Source organism: Mesoflavibacter sp. SCSIO 43206, from assembly GCF_019904215.1.
GTDB classification, from domain to species: Bacteria; Bacteroidota; Bacteroidia; order Flavobacteriales; family Flavobacteriaceae; genus Mesoflavibacter; species Mesoflavibacter zeaxanthinifaciens.
In genome coordinates, this window is record NZ_CP063201.1 from 2,398,475 (window position 1) to 2,417,258 (window position 18,784).

At 32.7% G+C, this 18,784-nt stretch carries 16 protein-coding genes; 14 read left to right on the forward strand and 2 right to left on the reverse strand.

Annotation, left to right across the window (positions count from 1 at the left end):
- Window positions 1-26 precede the first annotated feature (26 nt).
- From INR78_RS11050 to INR78_RS11065, 4 genes are all read left to right on the forward strand, one after another.
- Window positions 27-1,133 carry an ABC transporter permease gene (locus INR78_RS11050; RefSeq protein WP_027879851.1) on the forward strand — a complete coding sequence of 369 codons (1,107 nt, stop codon included), beginning with the start codon at window positions 27-29 and terminating at the stop codon, window positions 1,131-1,133.
- The gene (locus tag INR78_RS11055) at window positions 1,133-2,254 is read left to right on the forward strand and encodes an ABC transporter permease (RefSeq protein ID WP_223076555.1); all 1,122 of its coding nucleotides are present in this window, start codon (window positions 1,133-1,135) and stop codon (window positions 2,252-2,254) included. Before INR78_RS11050 ends, INR78_RS11055 begins: the two co-directional genes overlap by 1 nt.
- A 117-nt stretch (window positions 2,255-2,371) precedes the next feature.
- On the forward strand, window positions 2,372-3,829 hold the full coding sequence (locus INR78_RS11060; protein WP_223076556.1) for an NAD(P)/FAD-dependent oxidoreductase: 1,458 nt from the start codon (window positions 2,372-2,374) through the stop codon (window positions 3,827-3,829).
- Window positions 3,830-3,905: 76 nt separating this feature from the next.
- A complete protein-coding gene (locus INR78_RS11065; protein WP_223076557.1) occupies window positions 3,906-4,043 on the forward strand; it encodes a hypothetical protein in 138 nt (45 codons plus the stop codon).
- 191 nt (window positions 4,044-4,234) lie between these two features.
- On the opposite strand, the gene INR78_RS11070 is transcribed toward INR78_RS11065, so the two are convergent.
- Together INR78_RS11070 and INR78_RS11075 are read right to left on the reverse strand one after the other, a co-directional pair.
- Window positions 4,235-6,325 carry a TonB-dependent receptor domain-containing protein gene (locus INR78_RS11070; RefSeq protein WP_223076558.1) on the reverse strand — a complete coding sequence of 697 codons (2,091 nt, stop codon included), beginning with the start codon at window positions 6,323-6,325 and terminating at the stop codon, window positions 4,235-4,237.
- A gap of 85 nt (window positions 6,326-6,410) precedes the next feature.
- The gene (locus tag INR78_RS11075) at window positions 6,411-6,728 is read right to left on the reverse strand and encodes a hypothetical protein (protein WP_223076559.1); all 318 of its coding nucleotides are present in this window, start codon (window positions 6,726-6,728) and stop codon (window positions 6,411-6,413) included.
- 188 nt (window positions 6,729-6,916) lie between these two features.
- On the opposite strand from INR78_RS11075, the gene INR78_RS11080 reads away from it, so the two are divergent.
- From INR78_RS11080 to INR78_RS11125, 10 genes are all read left to right on the forward strand, one after another.
- Window positions 6,917-8,227 (forward strand): TolC family protein, encoded by a 1,311-nt coding sequence (locus INR78_RS11080; protein ID WP_223076560.1) that lies wholly within the window; start codon window positions 6,917-6,919, stop codon window positions 8,225-8,227.
- Between the two features lie 77 nt (window positions 8,228-8,304).
- Window positions 8,305-9,381, forward strand: a complete 1,077-nt coding sequence (locus tag INR78_RS11085; protein WP_223076561.1) for an efflux RND transporter periplasmic adaptor subunit — start codon at window positions 8,305-8,307, stop codon at window positions 9,379-9,381.
- 225 nt (window positions 9,382-9,606) lie between these two features.
- Window positions 9,607-12,801: an efflux RND transporter permease subunit gene (locus INR78_RS11090; protein ID WP_223076562.1), complete on the forward strand. Its 3,195-nt coding sequence runs from the start codon at window positions 9,607-9,609 to the stop codon at window positions 12,799-12,801.
- Window positions 12,802-12,884: 83 nt separating this feature from the next.
- Window positions 12,885-13,190 (forward strand): hypothetical protein, encoded by a 306-nt coding sequence (locus INR78_RS11095; RefSeq protein WP_027879859.1) that lies wholly within the window; start codon window positions 12,885-12,887, stop codon window positions 13,188-13,190.
- A 19-nt stretch (window positions 13,191-13,209) separates the two neighbouring features.
- Window positions 13,210-13,398 carry a DUF2892 domain-containing protein gene (locus INR78_RS11100; protein ID WP_027879860.1) on the forward strand — a complete coding sequence of 63 codons (189 nt, stop codon included), beginning with the start codon at window positions 13,210-13,212 and terminating at the stop codon, window positions 13,396-13,398.
- 78 nt (window positions 13,399-13,476) lie between these two features.
- On the forward strand, window positions 13,477-14,031 hold the full coding sequence (locus INR78_RS11105; protein WP_106678481.1) for a YeeE/YedE family protein: 555 nt from the start codon (window positions 13,477-13,479) through the stop codon (window positions 14,029-14,031).
- 4 nt (window positions 14,032-14,035) lie between these two features.
- A complete protein-coding gene (locus INR78_RS11110) occupies window positions 14,036-14,452 on the forward strand; it encodes a DUF6691 family protein (RefSeq protein WP_223076563.1) in 417 nt (138 codons plus the stop codon).
- 86 nt (window positions 14,453-14,538) lie between these two features.
- A complete protein-coding gene (locus INR78_RS11115; RefSeq protein WP_027879863.1) occupies window positions 14,539-14,877 on the forward strand; it encodes a DUF4870 domain-containing protein in 339 nt (112 codons plus the stop codon).
- A gap of 135 nt (window positions 14,878-15,012) precedes the next feature.
- On the forward strand, window positions 15,013-17,925 hold the full coding sequence (locus tag INR78_RS11120; RefSeq protein ID WP_255593067.1) for a histidine kinase: 2,913 nt from the start codon (window positions 15,013-15,015) through the stop codon (window positions 17,923-17,925).
- Window positions 17,926-17,928: 3 nt separating this feature from the next.
- Window positions 17,929-18,681, forward strand: coding sequence for a LytTR family DNA-binding domain-containing protein (locus INR78_RS11125; protein WP_191072777.1), 753 nt, complete (start codon window positions 17,929-17,931; stop codon window positions 18,679-18,681).
- The last annotated feature ends 103 nt before the right edge of the window (window positions 18,682-18,784 follow it).

Consider the following 18,784-nt stretch of genomic DNA (forward strand, 5'->3'; position numbering starts at 1 on the left):
ATCAGCGTAATCCGCGGGAATATATTATGAAAAGATTCATAGGCTTCATAAAAAAAGAATTCTACCACATCTTTAGAGATAGACGTTCATTGTTTATACTCTTTGGAATGCCAATAGCACAAATTATGTTGTTTGGTTTCGCTATTACTAACGAAATAAATAATGTAGATATCGCCATTTTAGACCATTCTAAAGATGTAACAACAGAAGAAATTATCAATAAAATTTCAGCTTCAAAATATTTCAGTATCAATCAATTTATTGAAAAAGAATCTGACATTGAAACCGTTTTCAAAAAAGGAAAAGTAAAAGCAGTTTTAAATATCGAAAAAGATTTCAGCAAAAATCTAATCAAAGAACACAAAGCAACAATTCAAATAATTACAGATGCTACAGACCCAAATACAGCAAATACCATAAGTAATTATGTAAACGCCATTCTTATTCAATATCAAAAAGAATTGAACAAAGAAATCACAATCACCTATCAAACAGTTCCACAAACAAGAATGGTTTACAATCCCGCATTAAAAAGCGTGTATATGTTTGTTCCTGGAGTTATGACCATCATTTTGATGTTAGTTTCTGCAATGATGACTTCTATTTCTATAACAAGAGAGAAGGAATTAGGCACTATGGAAATACTTTTGGTGTCTCCATTAAAACCATTCCAAGTTATTGTCGGAAAGGTGTTTCCTTATATTTTTCTGTCCATAATCAATGCAGTAGTTATTGTATTGTTGAGCATTTTTATTTTCAAAATGCCAGTACAAGGAAGCTTGTTTTTATTAGCTTTAGAAAGTATATTGTTTATCATTAGTGCTTTGGCTTTGGGTATATTAATCTCAACCATTTCGGCAACCCAACAAACAGCAATGATGATTTCCTTGATGGGATTAATGCTTCCTGTTATTTTGCTTTCTGGCTTTATTTTTCCAATATCAAGCATGCCATTACCATTGCAAATCATTAGTAATATCATTCCTGCAAAATGGTTTATCATCATTATAAAAGGCATTATGCTGAAAGGTGTTGGCATTCAATTTATATGGAAAGAAACATTGATTTTAGTTGCTATGACCATCTTTTTCATCGGTTTAAGTGTGAAGAAATATAAAATCAGACTCGAGTAATGAAAACAATTCTATACATCATACAAAAGGAATTCAAGCAAATCTTTAGAAATAAAGGCATGCTTCCTATCATTTTTGTTTTACCAATATTACAACTCGTCATTTTATCTAATGCTGCCACTTTTGAAGTTAAGAATATCAAATTCGGTTATATCGATAACGACCATACATCAACCTCCAGAGCCTTAGTAGAAAAATTTAACGCCTCAACTTATTTTAACGTATTAACCGATTTTCCTTCAGAAGCATTGGCAAGTGCTGCCATGCTAAAAGGAGAAGTGGATGTGCTTTTGGAAATTCCGAATTATTTTGAACGCGATTTACAAAACGAAAAACACAATGCTTTAGGTGTTACTATTAACGCAATTGATGGTGCTGCAGCTGGAGTAGAAAATGTATATGTTTCACAGATTGTGCAACGTTTTAATCAAAATTTAAAAGTGGATTTGATGCAGGTTTCAGACCAGCAAATTCAGCCCGTAAATATTGAAACTATTCCTTTATTTTGGTATAACGAAACACTAAATTATAAAACCTTTATGGTTCCTGGAATATTGGTTTTACTAGTCACTATGATTACATTATTCCTGTCTGGAATGAATATTGTTCGCGAAAAAGAAATCGGTACTTTAGAGCAAATAAACGTGACGCCAATTAAAAAAAGCCAGTTTATTATCGGAAAACTCTTTCCGTTTTGGGTTATAGGAATGGGTTTGTTAACCATTGGTTTAATCTTGGCAAAAGTTATATTTAATGTGCCAATGATTGGTAGTTTGCCACTCATGTATTTATACACTTCCATTTATATTTTTGTAGTATTAGGTATTGGATTATTCATTTCAAATTTCACCGAAACACAACAACAAGCCATGTTTATTGCTTGGTTTTTTACGGTTATATTTATATTAATTAGTGGTTTATTTACACCAATAGAAAGTATGCCAAAATGGGCACAAACCATAACGGAGTTTAACCCAATTAAATACTTTGTAGAAGTAATGCGCATGGTCATGCTAAAAGGCTCTAACATAAATGACATTTTACCACAACTAATCAAAACAGCGTTATATGCCTTTATAATGAATGGATTGGCAGTTTGGAGTTACAGGAAAACAAATTAAAAATCTTATGTAACAAAAGTAACTGTATAAACTTTAGCTTAAAGTTACCTTTACAGAAGGATTAAAAAAGTATACACTTCACTTTTTAATCGTAACTAACTCATAATCTGAATCAAAATGTCTAAAATTGTCATTTTAGGAGCAGGAATTTCTGGTCACGTAGCTGCGTCGCATTTAAGACGAAAGCTGTCTAAAGACCACGAAGTTGTGGTAGTCTCTCCTAATAGTAATTACCAATGGATTCCGTCCAATATTTGGGTCGGAATTGGTAGAATGAAATCCAAAAAAATCTTATTTCCATTAGCGCCATTATACAAAAAGAAAGGCATTGGGTATAAGCAAGCCAAAGCGGTAACCTTTCATCCAGAAGGAGATAAAACAGAGCAGAAACCTTATGTTTTAGCCGAATATGTTGCAGGTGAAAAGAAAGGAACTCGAGAAAAAGTTACTTACGATTACTTGATAAATGCAACAGGACCAAAGCTAAATTTTGAAGCAACAGAAGGCTTGATTCCAGGTGAAAATAAAACCTATTCCGTTTGTACTTATACGCATGCAGATCATGCTTGGCATGGTTTAAATGAAGTGATTCAGCAAATGAAAAACGGAAAAAAAGCCAAAATTTTAATAGGTACTGGTCACGCCAAATCGACGTGTCAAGGTGCTGCATTTGAATATATTTTGAATGTAGAACAAGAGTTACGTAGACATAAAGTACGTGATATGGCTGAAATTACTTGGATATCTAATGAATTTCTATTAGGAGATTTTGGTATGGACGGTATGTTAATGAGTTACGGAAGCATGACGATGAAGTCTAATGAGATGATAGAAATGATTTTTGAAGATCGAGATATAAAATGGATTACAGGAGCAGGCGTAAATAAAATTGAAGATGGCATAGCGCACTATGAAAATTTAGATGGCGAATACAAAACCGAAACTTATGATTTTGCGATGTTAATTCCAGCATTTTCAGGTCACGGTTTTAAAGCTTACGATAAAAATGATAACGACATTACAGACAAGCTATTTAAAGGCTTTATGATTGTAGATGCTGATTATACACCAAAACCTTATGAGCAATGGAGTGTGCAAGATTGGCCAGAAACCTATCAAAACCCAAGTTATAAAAACATCTTTGCACCAGGTATTGCATTTGCGCCGCCACATACAATTTCTAAACCTAGAAAAAGTAAAAATGGAACTGATATATTTCCTGCTCCACCAAGAACAGGTATGCCATCAGGTATTACAGCAAAATTAGTAGCAGATAACATTATTGATAGTATAAAATCCGGTAAAGAATCTTTACACCATAAAGGATCAATGGGAAATATGGGAGCAGCATGTATAGCTTCTGCTGGTTATGGTATGACTCAAGGAAGTGGTGTAAGTATTACCACATACCCAATTGTGCCAGATTATGAAAAATACCCAAAAACACAAGGTAGAAAACTAGGAAAAACCTTTGGAGAAATAGGTTTAGCAGGACACTGGTTAAAACTAGCCTTACACTATGCCTTTATTTACAAAGCAAAAATGAAACCATTTTGGTGGTTGATTCCTGAATAGGAATCAAATCTAAAAATAGTTGATTTAGAGGTACAAATCAAATCACCAAATAAACGAATAAACAAATAGCATAATCATGACACAAAGAATATCAAAATATCAGCGTTTTAAAATGATGAATCCAATACTTCAATTTTTTAAATTCATCTATTTAAGTATAAAAATAATGATTGTTGTCGCTGGCGGACATGGCGGCACAAGAAAAGTAAGCTGATGTGGTTATCAGTGATTTTTGGTTGGTTTTTTAATTGAAAAAGGGCATTTTTAAAATGCCCTTTTTCTATGTGATTTAATAATCAAAATTTGCGTCAGTTCGAGTGATTTTTTAGTATTTGCTGAGCGTAGTCGAAGCAGAACTAAAAAATTGTATCGAGAACTTTTAATAAATAAACTGATGAGTTTTTATTAAAATTGATACTGTACAAAAGCAGAAAAGTTACGTCCTGGTTCTGTAATTGGCGTTCTTCCAAAATCAGCTTGATTAGTAAAACTAAAGTTTAAATGGTTATTATAGGCTTCATCAAAAATATTTAATGCTGCAACACCTAATGTTAAGTTTTTAAGTGGTTTTATACCTAATTTTACATCTAAAGTTTCATAACCAGCTGTTGTCGTTTCTCCAAAGCTTTCGGCGATGTTTTCTTGTTTGCTAGTTACATTATATTGCACTTTTGCCCAATATTTTTCACGGTCTAAACCTAAAGAAAATGTACTGTTTAATGGTGGCGTAAGTGGTAAAGATTCACCTAAATCATTATTTTTTGCATACACGTAAGCCAATTCAGTTTTAAAATAAAAATCATTTAAAAAGATCACTTGTGCCATAGCTTCAAAACCAGTTTTATAAGCGTTATCTAAATTTCTAAATACTTTTACTTCTTGTGGCATTGTAGTTGGCATATATTTGCGTGTAATTGTTGGATCAACAACCGCTACGATATAATTCTCGAATTTAGAATAGTAAAAACTAGCTGCGTAATTAAAGTTGTTTTTACTGTTTTTTCCTTTAAAACCAACTTCAAATTGATTGTTAACTTCTGGTTTTAAATTTGGGTTTCCTAAATATTCATAAGGATCTTGACCAACAGTAAAATGATTAATATAACGCTCTATCATATTAGCACTTCGTACTCCACGACCATAAGCAGCTTCTAACGTAAAATTATTTGTAACTAATCGCTTGATAGAGACTGTTCCGCTTACATTATTATCTGTTTTTTCTTCTAAATCGTAACGCGCAGCAAAGTCGTCTTCTGGATCTTGTATATCACTTTTTACTAGGTCATAACGCATACCAGCAGTTAATACTGTAGTTGGGTTAATTGCCCATTTTGCTTCTGTAAATACACCATAATCATTAATGTAAGAATCTTGCCAAACCTTGTCATTAAACACCATTGGCATAGCAAGTGGCATGCCCATCATGTTTAGCTTCATTGTTCTGGTTCTTCCGCCATCTCTAGCAATGGTCATAGCGTCCAAACCACTAAAAACAGTCAGGTTTTTTGCTGGTTGCCAGTTTAATTCTAATTTTCCGCCAATGGTTGTAGATTCAACAGAAGATTCTGCCGTCATACGTACAAATGAAGGTCTGTCAAAATTTGTCATTAAATGATCTACGTAGCTGTAATACGCTTTCGCGGAAAAGCTTTTAACAGTTTCACCTAAATCAGAAATTTTATAATCTAGAGACAGGATACTACTATCATCATATTCGGTATCCATCATCAAAGCAGCGTGTTGTACATCACGACCAAAAGATTGACGCCAATGTGCTTGTAAACGTTGATTATCTGTAAAATTATAGCCTAACTTTACACCATAATCTGTGCTTCTAAAAGACGATGGAATTTCGACACCATTTCCGTCTTCATAGCTTCCAAAATCTCTATAACCAACATTACCTACAATGTCATATTTGTCTTCAATATATTGTAATTGAAGCATGTTTACCATCGAGTTTCCGTTGGTTTCATATCCCGCAGAAGCTTTACCATGAAAGCCTTTATCTAAATAATTTGGTTTTTGAGTGACTAAGTTTACAATACCGCCAAATGTTGCACCGTAACGTACGGTGTATGGGCCTTTAATAATTTCAATTTTAGAAATTTCTTCAGGAATAACATGTGTTGTTATAGGATCCATACGGTTTGGGCAAGCGTGCATTGCTTTAGTTCCGCCATCATATTGCACGTTTAACTGTTCGTATTGGCTAGCTCTAAAACTAGGGTCTATAGCATAATTTCCTCTTTTAATGACCGAAAAACCGTTAATATCATTAAATAAATCGGCTACGTTTTTAGGTTGAACAATAGTTTCATCATAATTATTAGTAACAATAGTATGTATCGGGTCTGTTTTTAAATTTCCGGTTACAATAACTTCGTCTAAAGTTGTTACTTTTTGTGTAGTTGTATCTTGTACTTTAGGGTTTGTTTGAGCAATAGATACGGTTGTAATTAGCGTACAAAGTAATGCACTACAAAATGTTTTCATCTTTTATTTTATTTGAAAATTTGTAATAAGTCAGTGATTTTAATACTGAAAGGCAGCATTAAAATTAAAATAATGGTATGTAGACTTAAACTTGTGGAGGATGAAAACAGGAAGATTTATAACTAAAGTTATAAAGGTTAAGGTAAGTAAAGTTTCCCTTTTTTAAACTATAAAAGTTTGCTTGTAATTTATAATCTGTAATGTCTTGTTTAAATAGAAGTAACTCTTCAAAATTTACAATTTTAACAGGCTCATTTTCGTCACCAGTCGTTTGAGCTACTTTTTTTAAATGACACTTTCCGTTACATTGTAATTCTGGTTTGTCTTTATTCTCGCAAAGTTCTTCAATAAAGCCAATAGGATCTAATTCGTAGTATATAAAAGTAAAAGAGACTCTTAGCATATTAAATATAATAAGAGCGCTTAAACTAACCGCAAAAAAGAAAATCCATTTTTTCACAGATGCAAATTTAGTGTAAAAAGAAGGATTTAAAAGTGACTTTTGTCACAAATTTCATTTTTTTCTAGGTAACATATGTTACTGACATAGGTGTTTTCTAAACGTACATTTGTATCAGTAAAAATTGAAAAATGAAACACATAATTAACTTATCAATCCTATCAGTATTTATCTGGTCTTCCTTAACTCAAGCGCAAGAGGTAAAACCAATAAGTAAAAGTGAAGTTTTGACTCAAGTTTCAGAAAACAATGCATCCATAAAAATTTCTGAAGAAGAATTTAACCAAGCTAAAGCAGATTATAGACAGACCAATGCTATTTTCTTGCCAAACATTACAGCTAGTTACACGGGTATTTCTACTACAAATCCTTTAATGGCTTTTGGTTCTAAATTAAATCAAGAAATTTTAACAAGTAATGATTTTAATCCAGCATTGTTAAACGATCCAGAAACGACGCAAAACTTCGCAACCAAGCTAGAAGTACAACAACCACTAATTAATGTAGATGGTATATTTCAGCGTAAAGCAGCCAAATCTAAAATGGAAGCGATGTCACTAAAGACAAAGCGTACAGAAGATTATATTGCTTTTGAAGTTGATAAAGCCTACATGCAATTACAATTAGCATATAAAGCTGTTGATGTTTTAGAAAAAGCATTAGAAGCCGCAAATGCAAATAAAAAATTAGCAGATAATAGTTACGAGCAAGGGTATTTACAACGTGCCGATGTACTTAATGTAGAAGTGCGTGTTACCGAAGTAAAAAACCAATTACAACAAGCTAAAAGCAACGTGCAAAATGCGTCTAATTATTTATCATTTTTAATGAATGACGACACATTTATAACCTACAAACCAAGCGATACATTAACACCTTATGTGCGTACAATTGAGTTAAAAACGTTTACTGAAAATCGTAGCGATATCAAAGCAATGCAGTTAGCAAGTAAAGCTTATGAAGCAATGAGTAAAGCAGATAAAATGGCGTTTTTACCACGTTTAAACGCTTTTGGAAGTTACGAAATGTATGATGATAAAATCTTTCAAGCAGATGCCAACGGATACATAGTTGGTGCGCAATTAAGTTGGGATATTTTTCAAGGGTCAAAGCGTTTTGGAAAAGCTCAAAAAAGTAGAGCTGAGTTTGAAAAATCTAAGCTTGAATACAATCAATATGTATCAAAAAGTAAGTTAGAATTAAATAAAGCCAAACGAATGCTTATTGATGCCGAAAATAAATTAAACCTTTCAAAATTAGCTTTAGATCAATCGGAAGAATCACTTCGTATTCGTACCAATCGTTTTAAAGAAGGTTTAGAAAAAACATCAGATTTATTGATGGCAGAAACTCAATACGCACAAAAACAATTAGAATATTACCAAACCATTTTTGAATACAATTACGCTTTAGCGTACGTTAATTTTTTAACTAAAGAATAACCTCTCGACTGCGCTCGAGGAGACAAAGTTTGTCAGGTCGAGCGCAGTCGAGACCTAAATATAAAACTTAAATAAAAATGAAAAAACTATATACCATCTTATCACTTTCAACCGCAATATTACTAGCAAGTTGCGGTAACGAAGACAAAAAAACAGTTGAAGATAACTCGCCAGCTATTCCTGTAAAAGTAGCACAGGTTAACGACAATAATGACAGTCCATTTTTAGCGGTAAGCGGAAAAATCCAAGCCGAAAATAGTGCCAATTTAAGCACAAGAATGATGGGTTACGTCAATACCGTACCTGTAAATGTTGGCGATAAAGTAAGCAAAGGACAATTGTTGGTAGCCATTAATAATGCCGATTTACAAGCGCAAAAAGCGCAAGTAAATGCAAATATTACAAAAGCTACAGCAGCATTTAACAATGCTAAAAAAGACTACGAGCGTTTTCAAGCACTTTTTGCAAAAAACAGTGCCTCTCAAAAAGAAATGGATGATATGACAGCCAATTACGAGATGGCAAAAGCAGGTCTTGAAGCTGCAAAGCAAATGAAAAATGAAATTAACGCACAATTTGCTTATACCAACATTACTGCACCTTTTAGCGGTGTTATTACAAACAAAAATGTGAAGAAAGGAGATATGGCAAATCCAGGTCAGCCTTTAATTTCAATAGAAGCTCCAGGCGATTTTGAAGTGGTTGCAATGGTACCAGAAACCGAAATTTCAGACATAAAAAAAGATACAAAAGTAAGTGTAAATGTAAAATCTATTAACCAAACTATTTCTGGAAAAGTAACCGAAGTAAGTACATCTGCAGCACAAACTGGCGGACAATATTTAGTGAAAATAACATTAGATAAAACCGATGCAAAAATTCTATCAGGAATGTTCACAACGGTGCAATTTCCTGTAGAAAGAAAAGCTGAAACTTCAATGGTTTTAATACCAAAAGAAGCTATTGTAAACAACGGTCAATTAAGCGGCGTTTATACGGTAAGCCAAAGTAATACGGCTATTTTGCGTTGGTTACGTTTAGGTAGAACATTTGGAAATGAAGTAGAAGTTTTATCTGGTTTAAACGCCAATGAAAGTTATATCGTTTCGGCTGAAGGAAAGTTGTATAACGGAGCGAAAATAAGTAAGCAGTAATTCAGTTTGCAGTAGGCAGTAAATAGTACTGAATTTTAAATTAATAACAAGATTGAATTAACAGTTCAAAGTCGCGTTAGGGATAGAAGCGGCATCCTTTTTACGTCAGTTCGAGTGAATTTGTGTCACATTGAGCGCAGTCGAAATGAAGCAAATTTGTATCGAGAACAAGTAAAAAGATATAGCGAATAGCCCGTTAAAACGCCCAAAAAATAAGAAATCAAAATGAAAGAAGGTTTAGCAGGAAAAATTGCCAAAGTCTTTATGACATCGAAGCTTACAGTGCTTTTAATGATTGTTTTTATGGTCATTGGTGTGTACAGCTCGTTTTTAATTCCTCGTGAAGAAGAGCCACAAATTGATGTGCCTATGGCAGATATTTTTGTAGGTTATCCCGGTGCAAGTCCAACCGAGGTTGAATCTAGAGTGATCAAGCCTTTAGAGCAATTAATTTCGAATATAAAAGGTGTAGAATATGTGTATTCTACGTCTATGAAAGAACAAGGAATGGTCATCGTTCAGTTTTATGTTGGTGAAGATATCGAGCGTTCTTTTGTGAAATTATACAACGAAATCAATAAACATATGGATGAAATGCCGGAAGGCGTAACGTTTCCGTTAGTAAAAACACGTGCTATTGATGATGTGCCCATGTTAGGGTTAACGTTGTGGAGTGAAAACTATGACGACTTCCAATTAGGGCAAATGGCTCAAGAATTAGAAGCCGAAATTAAAAAAGTAAATGACGTTGCTATCACACATAAAATAGGCGGAAGAGAACGTCAAATACGTGTCGTTTTAGATAAGGACAAATTAGCTAGTGCTGGCTTAGACTTTTTATCGGTTTCTGAAATGATTAAAGCCAACAACGCACAATTAAATAGCGGAACGTTTGATAAAAATGATACTGAATTTGTGGTAAACACAGGCAAATTTTTAGAGTCGGTAACTGATGTAGAAAATTTAGTTGTTGGCGTGCAACAAAATCAGCCCATATATTTAAAACAAGTTGCAAAAATTGTTGATGGTCCAGAAGTGCCACAAAATTATGTTAGTCTTGGTTTTGGTCAAGCGAGCGAAAAAGCAAGCGATTACAAATCAGAATATCCAGCAGTAACTATTTCTGTAGCAAAGCGAAAAGGAGCAGACGCGATGAAAATTGCAGATGTCATCATTGATAAAGTAGAGCATTTACGTAAGACGTTAATTCCTGATGATGTACACGTAGAAATCACTAGAAACTATGGTGAAACGGCGTCTCACAAAGTATCAGAATTACTATTACACCTTATAGGTTCTATCATTGCGGTAACATTTGTAGTGATGTTGGCTATGGGTTGGCGTGGTGGATTGGTCGTGTTTTTATCGGTGCCAATTACATTCGCATTAACGCTGTTAAGCTACTATATGCTGGATTATACACTTAACCGAATTACCTTATTCGCACTAGTATTTGTAACAGGTATTGTGGTAGACGATTCCATTATCATTGCCGAAAATATGCATAGGCATTTTAAAATGAAACGCTTACCGTTTAAACAAGCAGCTTTATATGCCATTAACGAAGTAGGTAACCCAACTATTTTGGCAACATTCACTGTAATTGCATCGGTATTGCCTATGGCATTTGTGTCTGGATTAATGGGACCATATATGGCACCAATGCCGATTGGAGCGTCTATTGCGATGATTTTATCATTATTTGTAGCCTTAACCATTACACCATATTTAGGATATATTTTCTTGCGTGAAAAAGATAAAAAGGGAGCAGAGGAGAAGCCTAAAAAACCTTTAGAAGATACATTAATTTACAAGTTCTACGAAAAATTTGAACGTCCGTTAATTGAAAGTTCTTCTAAACGTTGGTTGTTTTTAGGGTTGACTTTCATCTTGTTAATGGGAACAATGGTGATGTTCTTCACTAATTCGGTAGTTGTTAAAATGTTACCGTTTGATAACAAAAATGAATTTCAGGTAGTTATCGATATGCCAGAAGGAACAACCTTAGAGCGTACAGCAGTTGTGGCTCAAGAAATTTCGCAATATTTATCAACGCGACCAGAAGTGGTTAACTACCAAAATTATATTGGGACTTCTGCGCCAATTACTTTTAACGGTTTAGTACGTCACTACGATTTACGTGGTGGAAGTAATATGGCAGATATTCAAGTGAATTTAATTGATAAAGGAGAACGTAGTGCGCAATCTCACGATATTGCAAAATTATTGCGTCCTGACATTCAAAAGATAGCTTCAAAATATAATGCGAATGTTAAGGTTGTTGAAGTTCCACCAGGTCCACCAGTATTATCAACTTTAGTGGCTGAAATTTACGGTCCTGATTATGATAAACAAATGGAGATTGCTAACGAAGTTCAAAATATTTTGAATAATACTGAAGATGTTGTTGACGTCGATTGGATGGTAGAAGCTGATCAAAAAGAATTTCAATTCACTATAGACAAAGAAAAAGCAATGCTTTACGGTGTAGCACCAAAACAGATTGCTTATACGATGAATATGGCATTATCGAACAGACCTTTAACGGTGTTATATGATGAAGATGCAGTAAATCAAATCGGTTTGGTATTAGCTTTAGATGAAAAGGAAAAATCAACCATTCAAGATATTTCGCAATTAAAAGTGAAATCGCAACAAGGTAACTTAGTTCCGATAGTTGATTTGGTTGATATTTCTGAAACTACAAGTGCAAAAAGCATTTACCGTAAAAATCAAAAACGCGTGGTGTATGTGTTAGCAGATATGGCTGGCGAATTGGAAAGTCCTGCATATGCAATTTTAGGAATGGAAGAGAAATTAAAAGCAATTCCGTTACCACAAGGCTATGAGATCAATGAAATGTATTTAGGACAGCCAGAATTTGAAGATGATTACACCGTAAAATGGGATGGAGAATGGCAAATTACCTTGGAAGTATTTAGAGATTTAGGAATAGCTTTTTTAGGTGCAATTGCTTTAATCTACATCTTAATTGTAGGTTGGTTCCAAAACTTTAAAGCACCAATAGTAATGATGGTTGCCATACCATTATCGATGATTGGAATTATTTTAGGTCACTGGTTAATGGGCGCATTTTTCACCGCAACATCATTTATAGGTATGATTGCGTTAGCGGGAATTATGGTGCGTAATTCGGTATTACTCATCGACTTTATCAATTTAAGATTAGAAGAAGGCGTGCCATTAAAACAAGCTGCAATAGAAGCAGGAGCAGTGCGTACAACACCAATTTTATTAACAGCAGGAACAGTTGTCATAGGTGCATTTGTTATCCTATTTGACCCGATCTTTCAAGGATTAGCTATTTCGTTAATGGGCGGAACTATCGTTTCGACTGTATTAACCTTATTAGTTGTGCCTTTAGTGTATTATATGATAGAACGTAAAAACCATAAATAAAAAGCTGGCCGAGCACGATTGAGTGTCATGAGAGTTCAAAAAAAATCTTAGTTGTGCTCATTTGGCCAGTAAAGTTGAAAGATATGAAATTAGTATTAGTAACCGCAGTAGAAGAGTTTCATAAGGATGTAATTAAACTCTTTAAAAAAGCAGGTATTGAAAATTTTAGCGAATCTGATATAGATGGCTATAAAAACAATCATGCTTTAATTATGTCTACCAATTGGTTTGGAGCAGAAAATGCAAGTAATGAGTCTACAATGTTTTTCTCATTTACTGAAGACATGTTTATTGATATCCTTTTTGATTTAATAAAGGAGTTCAATAGCAATTTAGAAACCAACAATCCTATTAAAGCGATTGTTGTACCCATAGAAAGAGCAATTTAAATTCAAATAAATAATAGTTATGTTAAACAGGTATATAAGAGCAATAGCAGGAATTTTTGTTATAATAAGCGTATTATTAGGTATGTACGTTAATCAAAATTGGTTGTGGTTTACAGTGTTTGTAGGCGCTAATTTATTTCAGTCTGCAATCACTAAATGGTGTTTGATGGAAGATATTTTAACTAAAGTATTCAAAATTAAAAACTAACAATAGTTCTATTTATTAAAAATAGGCATTAATTTCCATAAATTAATTATAGCGTGTACTTTTGCACAAAATTGATTTATGGAATTTTTTTTACAACCATGGTCTTGGTTGCTCTCAGGTTTTTTAATAGCACTAATTATGTTTTTTCTTTTAATAATGGGAAAAACTTTTGGTATGTCTTCTAATTTACGAACCTTTTGCGCTATATGTGGTGGCGGTAAGTTTAGTCAATTATTCAATTTTAATTGGAGAGAACAAAGCTGGAACCTATTAGTTGTTTTAGGAGCAATTTTAGGAGGATTTGTAGCTAAGAATTTTATGACTGATGGGACGATGCCACAAATTAGTAACGCTACAAAAGAAGGTTTACAACAAATAGGTTTTTCTGAAGATAATGGTTATTTACCCAAAGAATTGTTTTCTGCAGAAGCCTTACAAGAGCCAAAAACAATTATTATTTTAATTGTTGGCGGATTGCTTATAGGTTTTGGTACACGTTATGCAGGCGGATGTACTTCAGGTCATGCTATAACAGGCTTAAGTAACCTTCAAAGACCTTCATTATTAGCTGTAATAGGATTCTTTATTGGAGGATTAATTATGGTACATTTATTATTTCCTTTAATTTTTTAGTACAATGAAAAAAGTATTCATCTATTTAGTAGTCGGTTTCTTTTTTGGAATAATTATGTACAAATCTGAAGCAGCATCATGGTTTAGAATATATGAAATGTTTCGATTTGAATCTTTTCATATGTATGGTATAATTGGTACAGCATTATTTTTTGGAATTATCTTTATCCAACTTATAAAAAGAAAAAAAATCAAGTCTATTGATGGTAATCCAATAGTGATTCCTGATAAAGAAAAATCAATATATCGTTATCTGTTTGGCGGTATTATATTTGGATTAGGTTGGGCTTTAGTAGGAGCATGTCCTGGACCAATGTTTACATTAGTAGGAGCTGGTTTTTTACCAATATTAATAGTTATTGGATCTGCAATTATAGGAACGTTTATTTATGGAGTTTTAAAAGGTAAACTTCCTCATTAACAATAATTTAATTAATAAGTTCTTAAAATTTTGTAACTTTTTTGATAAATGTGCGTCATATAAGTATCAATCAAAAAAGTATTATCATGCAAGAGAATAAACAATTAATAGTATTAACACATTTAAGTCAGTTAATTACTTTAGTAATAGGATTTGGTAGTTTGTTACTACCTTTAATTATTTGGTTAACTCAAAGAGATAGAGTTTATGAGTTAGACCAACATGGTAAAAATATAGTTAATTTTCAACTAAGTTTATTAGTGTATTTTATAATATGTATTCCCTTAATTTTACTATTAGGTCTAGGTATCTTAGGTTTTATAGTTTTAGGTTTAATATCTATTATTTTTCCTGTGATAAATGCGATCAAAGCTAGTCACGGAGAAACTCCAAAATATCCTTTATCTTTTAATTTTATTAGTTAGTTAGTTAGTTTTAGATAAAGTTAAAAACGCAACCATAACCAAGGTTGCGTTTTTTGTTTAGAAAAAAAACGACTGCTTACAGAAAAAACAAAGCTTGATTAGCTAATTAAATATTAAGTTTGCTAATTATAAGCTATGCAATTAATATTTAGATACATACTATTTGTTTTTATTATTGGTTTGGGAAGCGTTGCTAATGCTCAAAATCCAGTAATACAACATATGTCTAAAGTCTCAAATCTTCCAGATGTTGAGTTTTATGATATTGCAGAAGACAACCAAAACTACATTTGGCTTGCTGCAAACAAAGGATTATACCGTTACAACGGAAAAAACTACAAACGCTTTAGTCATCCTCAACAAAGAGGAAATTCTCTTTTTCAATTAAAATTTGATGCTAAAAATCAACTTTGGTGCAACAATATTTACGGGCAATTATTTTATGTTGAAAGCGACAGTTTAAAACTATTTTATGACGCTAGTAAATTAGTAAATGGACAATTAGCAAATTTTGAAATATTAGAAAACAGCATACGTTTATTTACCGTTATTGGCATTTTTGACATTGATAAAAGTACCAAACAAGTTACCGAAGTGTTTAAAGGTATGTGTATTACCAATGCTAAGGATGGTAACAATAACTACACATTCATAATTAATCTTGAAAGCGATTTAGAGCGTCATCGATTATACAAATTCGATAACAATACAAAAACAAAAATACTTGAAATTACAAGTAGTAATCGTATACAATCACCAAGAATTTTTGCCTTTAAAAACACTGTTTTTTTCACACACAAAAGTTCTAATGGAAACATCATTTATAAAATAGATAAAATAAAAAACACATCAACAAAAGTAGTAACGCCTGCTAGATTAAAAAATGAAACCATTTACAATGTTTTAAATATTGAAAACAACTATTGGTTTTTAACTAGTTCTGGAGTGTTTATTTATGGTTTTGAAAATGAAATTTTCACGCTTAAAGAACAACTTTTTAAAACAGAATCTATTAGCGATGTTCAATTAGATTTTAATAAAAACTACTGGTTTACAACTTTAGATAATGGTGTGTTTGTATCACCTAACTTAAATATTCGTCGTGTTGATTTATCCAATATTAAATATAAAATCACAGCGTCTGTAGCGTTACAAAACAATCAATTTGTTTTAGGAACCAATGACGGTAAATTACTGTTTTACAATCAAAATCAGCTCACAAAAACACTGCAATTACCAGGCAAAAAAATTATCGGGAAACTTTTTTTTGATGCGCAAAGCGAACAACTAATAGTTAGTATTAATGCTTCAGAATCGTTTGTAGTTAATCTTAAAAATGACAAAATTTTAGATGTAAATAACCGATTTTCAGTTGCTAAAACCTTTTCAAAAATTGATGATAATACCTTGTTTTATGGTAATTACCGCCAAGGTATTGTATATAAAAACCCGTTTAATAATCCAGAACAGCAAATTTTAAAAGAAAGTCGTGTAAAATCTTCGGTAGTTTCTAATAATCACTTGTTTGTATCGTACATCGACGGACTTTATAAATACAATACGAAAACATTTAATGCAGAAGAAATCTTATTCAATTCTAAAAGTTTACTGGTTAATACATTAACTAAAACCAACGGAACAGTTTGGGTTGCAACTCAGCACAATGGATTATTGAAATACGAAAACAATACGCTAAAACCTTCAGAAATTAAGCTTCCAGAAAACCTTCAAATTAACGCTATTCATGCTGATGGTTTAGTGTTATGGATTTCAACCGATGCTGGATTATTTCAATATCATACAAAAACACATCAGCTTAAATCGTTAAGTGCGCAAGATGGTTTAAATACAGCGGTTAACGATTTTTTAATACTTCAAAATCAAATTATTGTAAGCTTGCCTAAAGCATTTTATGCGCTACCAAAATCAGACGCATTGTTCAAAGCTTTTAAAACAGCCAAGGTTAGGGTAGAAGCTGTAAAAATTAACGACCGCGACACATTAGTTGCAACTAACTACAAACTACCATATAATTTAAATAAAATTGATATGTCGTTTAACTCAAACGGATTTCAATCTAACCAACACGTAAGCTACCAATACCGCGTTAAACAAATAGATACAAGTTGGCAAAACATACCGCTAAACACACAATTTGTTACTTTTAATAGTTTGTCTAGCGGCACGTATACTTTTGAATTAAAAGCCCAAAATTTAAGTGCAAAACAAGCTGTTTTTGCTACACCAATAACCTTTGTAATTGCTAAACCATTCTGGGAAACCTATTGGTTTTATGGTTTGATTTTGGCATCCGTTTTTGGATTAATTTGGCTGTATTTTAGATGGCGATTACAACAAAAAGAAGCACAACGTATTGCTGAAGTTGACAAAATTTTAATCGATAAAAAAATCACGAATTTAAGGTTAGAAAATCTGCGCTCGCAAATGAATCCGCATTTCATTTTTAATGCTTTAAATTCAATTCAAGATTATATTATTTCTAATGAAAAGGAATTGGCAAGCTCGTATTTAGTGAAGTTTAGCCGATTAATCCGTATGTATTTAGACTACAGTCAGCAAAACGAAATTACTTTAGAGGAAGAATTAAACGCGTTAAAATTGTATTTAGAATTAGAAAAAGTGCGTTTTGAAGATGAATTGGAATATACTATTTCTGTCGATAATCAATTGAAGACAAAACAGATAAAAGTACCGTCATTATTCATTCAACCGTACGTTGAAAATGCTTTAAAACACGGATTACTACACAAATTAAACGATCGAAAACTACAAATTGAAGCTAAAATTATTCAGCAAAATAAATTAGAAATTACGGTTGAAGATAACGGAATTGGTCGAGCACAATCCGAAAAATTAAAACGACCAAACCAACAGCACAAACCCTTTGCCACAAAAGCTAACGAAGAACGTGTGCATCTTTATAAAAACAAATTAAAACGTGATATAGCTATAACTACCAACGATTTGTATGATGAAAACGATGTTGCTGCAGGTACAAAAGTGGTCATCACGATGCCAATACATTAAGATATGAAAGCGATAATTATAGACGACGAAAAACGCGCCAGACATTTACTATCAAACTTGCTAACTGAACATTGCGCAAGTATTACTAGCATTGAAGAAGCGCAAGATTTAGCATCTGGTGTAGATTTGATTAAAACCAGTAAACCAGATGTTGTTTTTTTAGATATCGAAATGCCTAATCAGTCTGGATTAGACATTTTAGAATACTTTCCAAATCAGATTGATTTTAAAATCATTTTTGTGACGGCGTACAATCAATATGCGATTGAAGCTTTCAAATTATCAGCAGTAGATTATTTGTTAAAACCAGTTGATACAACCGAGTTAAAAGAAGCAGTTGCAAAAGCCGAAGAAGCGATAAAAGCCAACAATTTAAACGACCAGCTTAACAAGTTACGAGACTCGTTAAAGCAACTCTCAATGGATAAAATTGCTTTAGAAATTCCTAAAGGAATCATGTTCGCATCGCATAATGATATCGTGTATTTTGAAGCCGATGGCATGTACACAAACGTTCAACTTATTGATGGCAAACAAAAAACCATTTGCAAGCCGTTAAAGCATTTTGTTGAGCAACTTGAACGCAATGCGATGTTTTTTAAATGTCATAGGTCGTATTTAATCAACTTAAAATATGTTGATGAATTGGTTAAAGATGATGGCGATTATTTGCTAATGAACAATCAAAAACGCATCCCGATTTCAAAATCTAAACGTGATCAGTTTCTTGAAGTAATCAAGGAAACGTTTATGTGATTACTTTAGATTTTTTAGAATTCCTTCAGAAAAAAAATCATCATTTTCAGAAAAAACCAAATTAAGAATAGTGCTTAAGTGCTTTATTTTGAAGTCCACTAAA

Excerpts from the sequence above, each read along its gene's own strand:
- INR78_RS11120 (WP_255593067.1), top strand. The coding sequence starts at position 15,013 with ATGCAATTAATATTTAGATACATACTATTTGTTTTTATTATTGGTTTG.
- INR78_RS11070 (WP_223076558.1), bottom strand. The coding sequence starts at position 6,325 with ATGAAAACATTTTGTAGTGCATTACTTTGTACGCTAATTACAACCGTA.
- INR78_RS11110 (WP_223076563.1), top strand. The coding sequence starts at position 14,036 with ATGAAAAAAGTATTCATCTATTTAGTAGTCGGTTTCTTTTTTGGAATA.
- INR78_RS11100 (WP_027879860.1), top strand. The coding sequence starts at position 13,210 with ATGTTAAACAGGTATATAAGAGCAATAGCAGGAATTTTTGTTATAATA.
- INR78_RS11105 (WP_106678481.1), top strand. The coding sequence starts at position 13,477 with ATGGAATTTTTTTTACAACCATGGTCTTGGTTGCTCTCAGGTTTTTTA.
- INR78_RS11050 (WP_027879851.1), top strand. The coding sequence starts at position 27 with ATGAAAAGATTCATAGGCTTCATAAAAAAAGAATTCTACCACATCTTT.
- INR78_RS11080 (WP_223076560.1), top strand. The coding sequence starts at position 6,917 with ATGAAACACATAATTAACTTATCAATCCTATCAGTATTTATCTGGTCT.
- INR78_RS11115 (WP_027879863.1), top strand. The coding sequence starts at position 14,539 with ATGCAAGAGAATAAACAATTAATAGTATTAACACATTTAAGTCAGTTA.
- INR78_RS11085 (WP_223076561.1), top strand. The coding sequence starts at position 8,305 with ATGAAAAAACTATATACCATCTTATCACTTTCAACCGCAATATTACTA.
- INR78_RS11060 (WP_223076556.1), top strand. The coding sequence starts at position 2,372 with ATGTCTAAAATTGTCATTTTAGGAGCAGGAATTTCTGGTCACGTAGCT.
- INR78_RS11055 (WP_223076555.1), top strand. The coding sequence starts at position 1,133 with ATGAAAACAATTCTATACATCATACAAAAGGAATTCAAGCAAATCTTT.
- INR78_RS11090 (WP_223076562.1), top strand. The coding sequence starts at position 9,607 with ATGAAAGAAGGTTTAGCAGGAAAAATTGCCAAAGTCTTTATGACATCG.
- INR78_RS11095 (WP_027879859.1), top strand. The coding sequence starts at position 12,885 with ATGAAATTAGTATTAGTAACCGCAGTAGAAGAGTTTCATAAGGATGTA.
- INR78_RS11065 (WP_223076557.1), top strand. The coding sequence starts at position 3,906 with ATGACACAAAGAATATCAAAATATCAGCGTTTTAAAATGATGAATCCA.
- INR78_RS11125 (WP_191072777.1), top strand. The coding sequence starts at position 17,929 with ATGAAAGCGATAATTATAGACGACGAAAAACGCGCCAGACATTTACTA.
- INR78_RS11075 (WP_223076559.1), bottom strand. The coding sequence starts at position 6,728 with ATGCTAAGAGTCTCTTTTACTTTTATATACTACGAATTAGATCCTATT.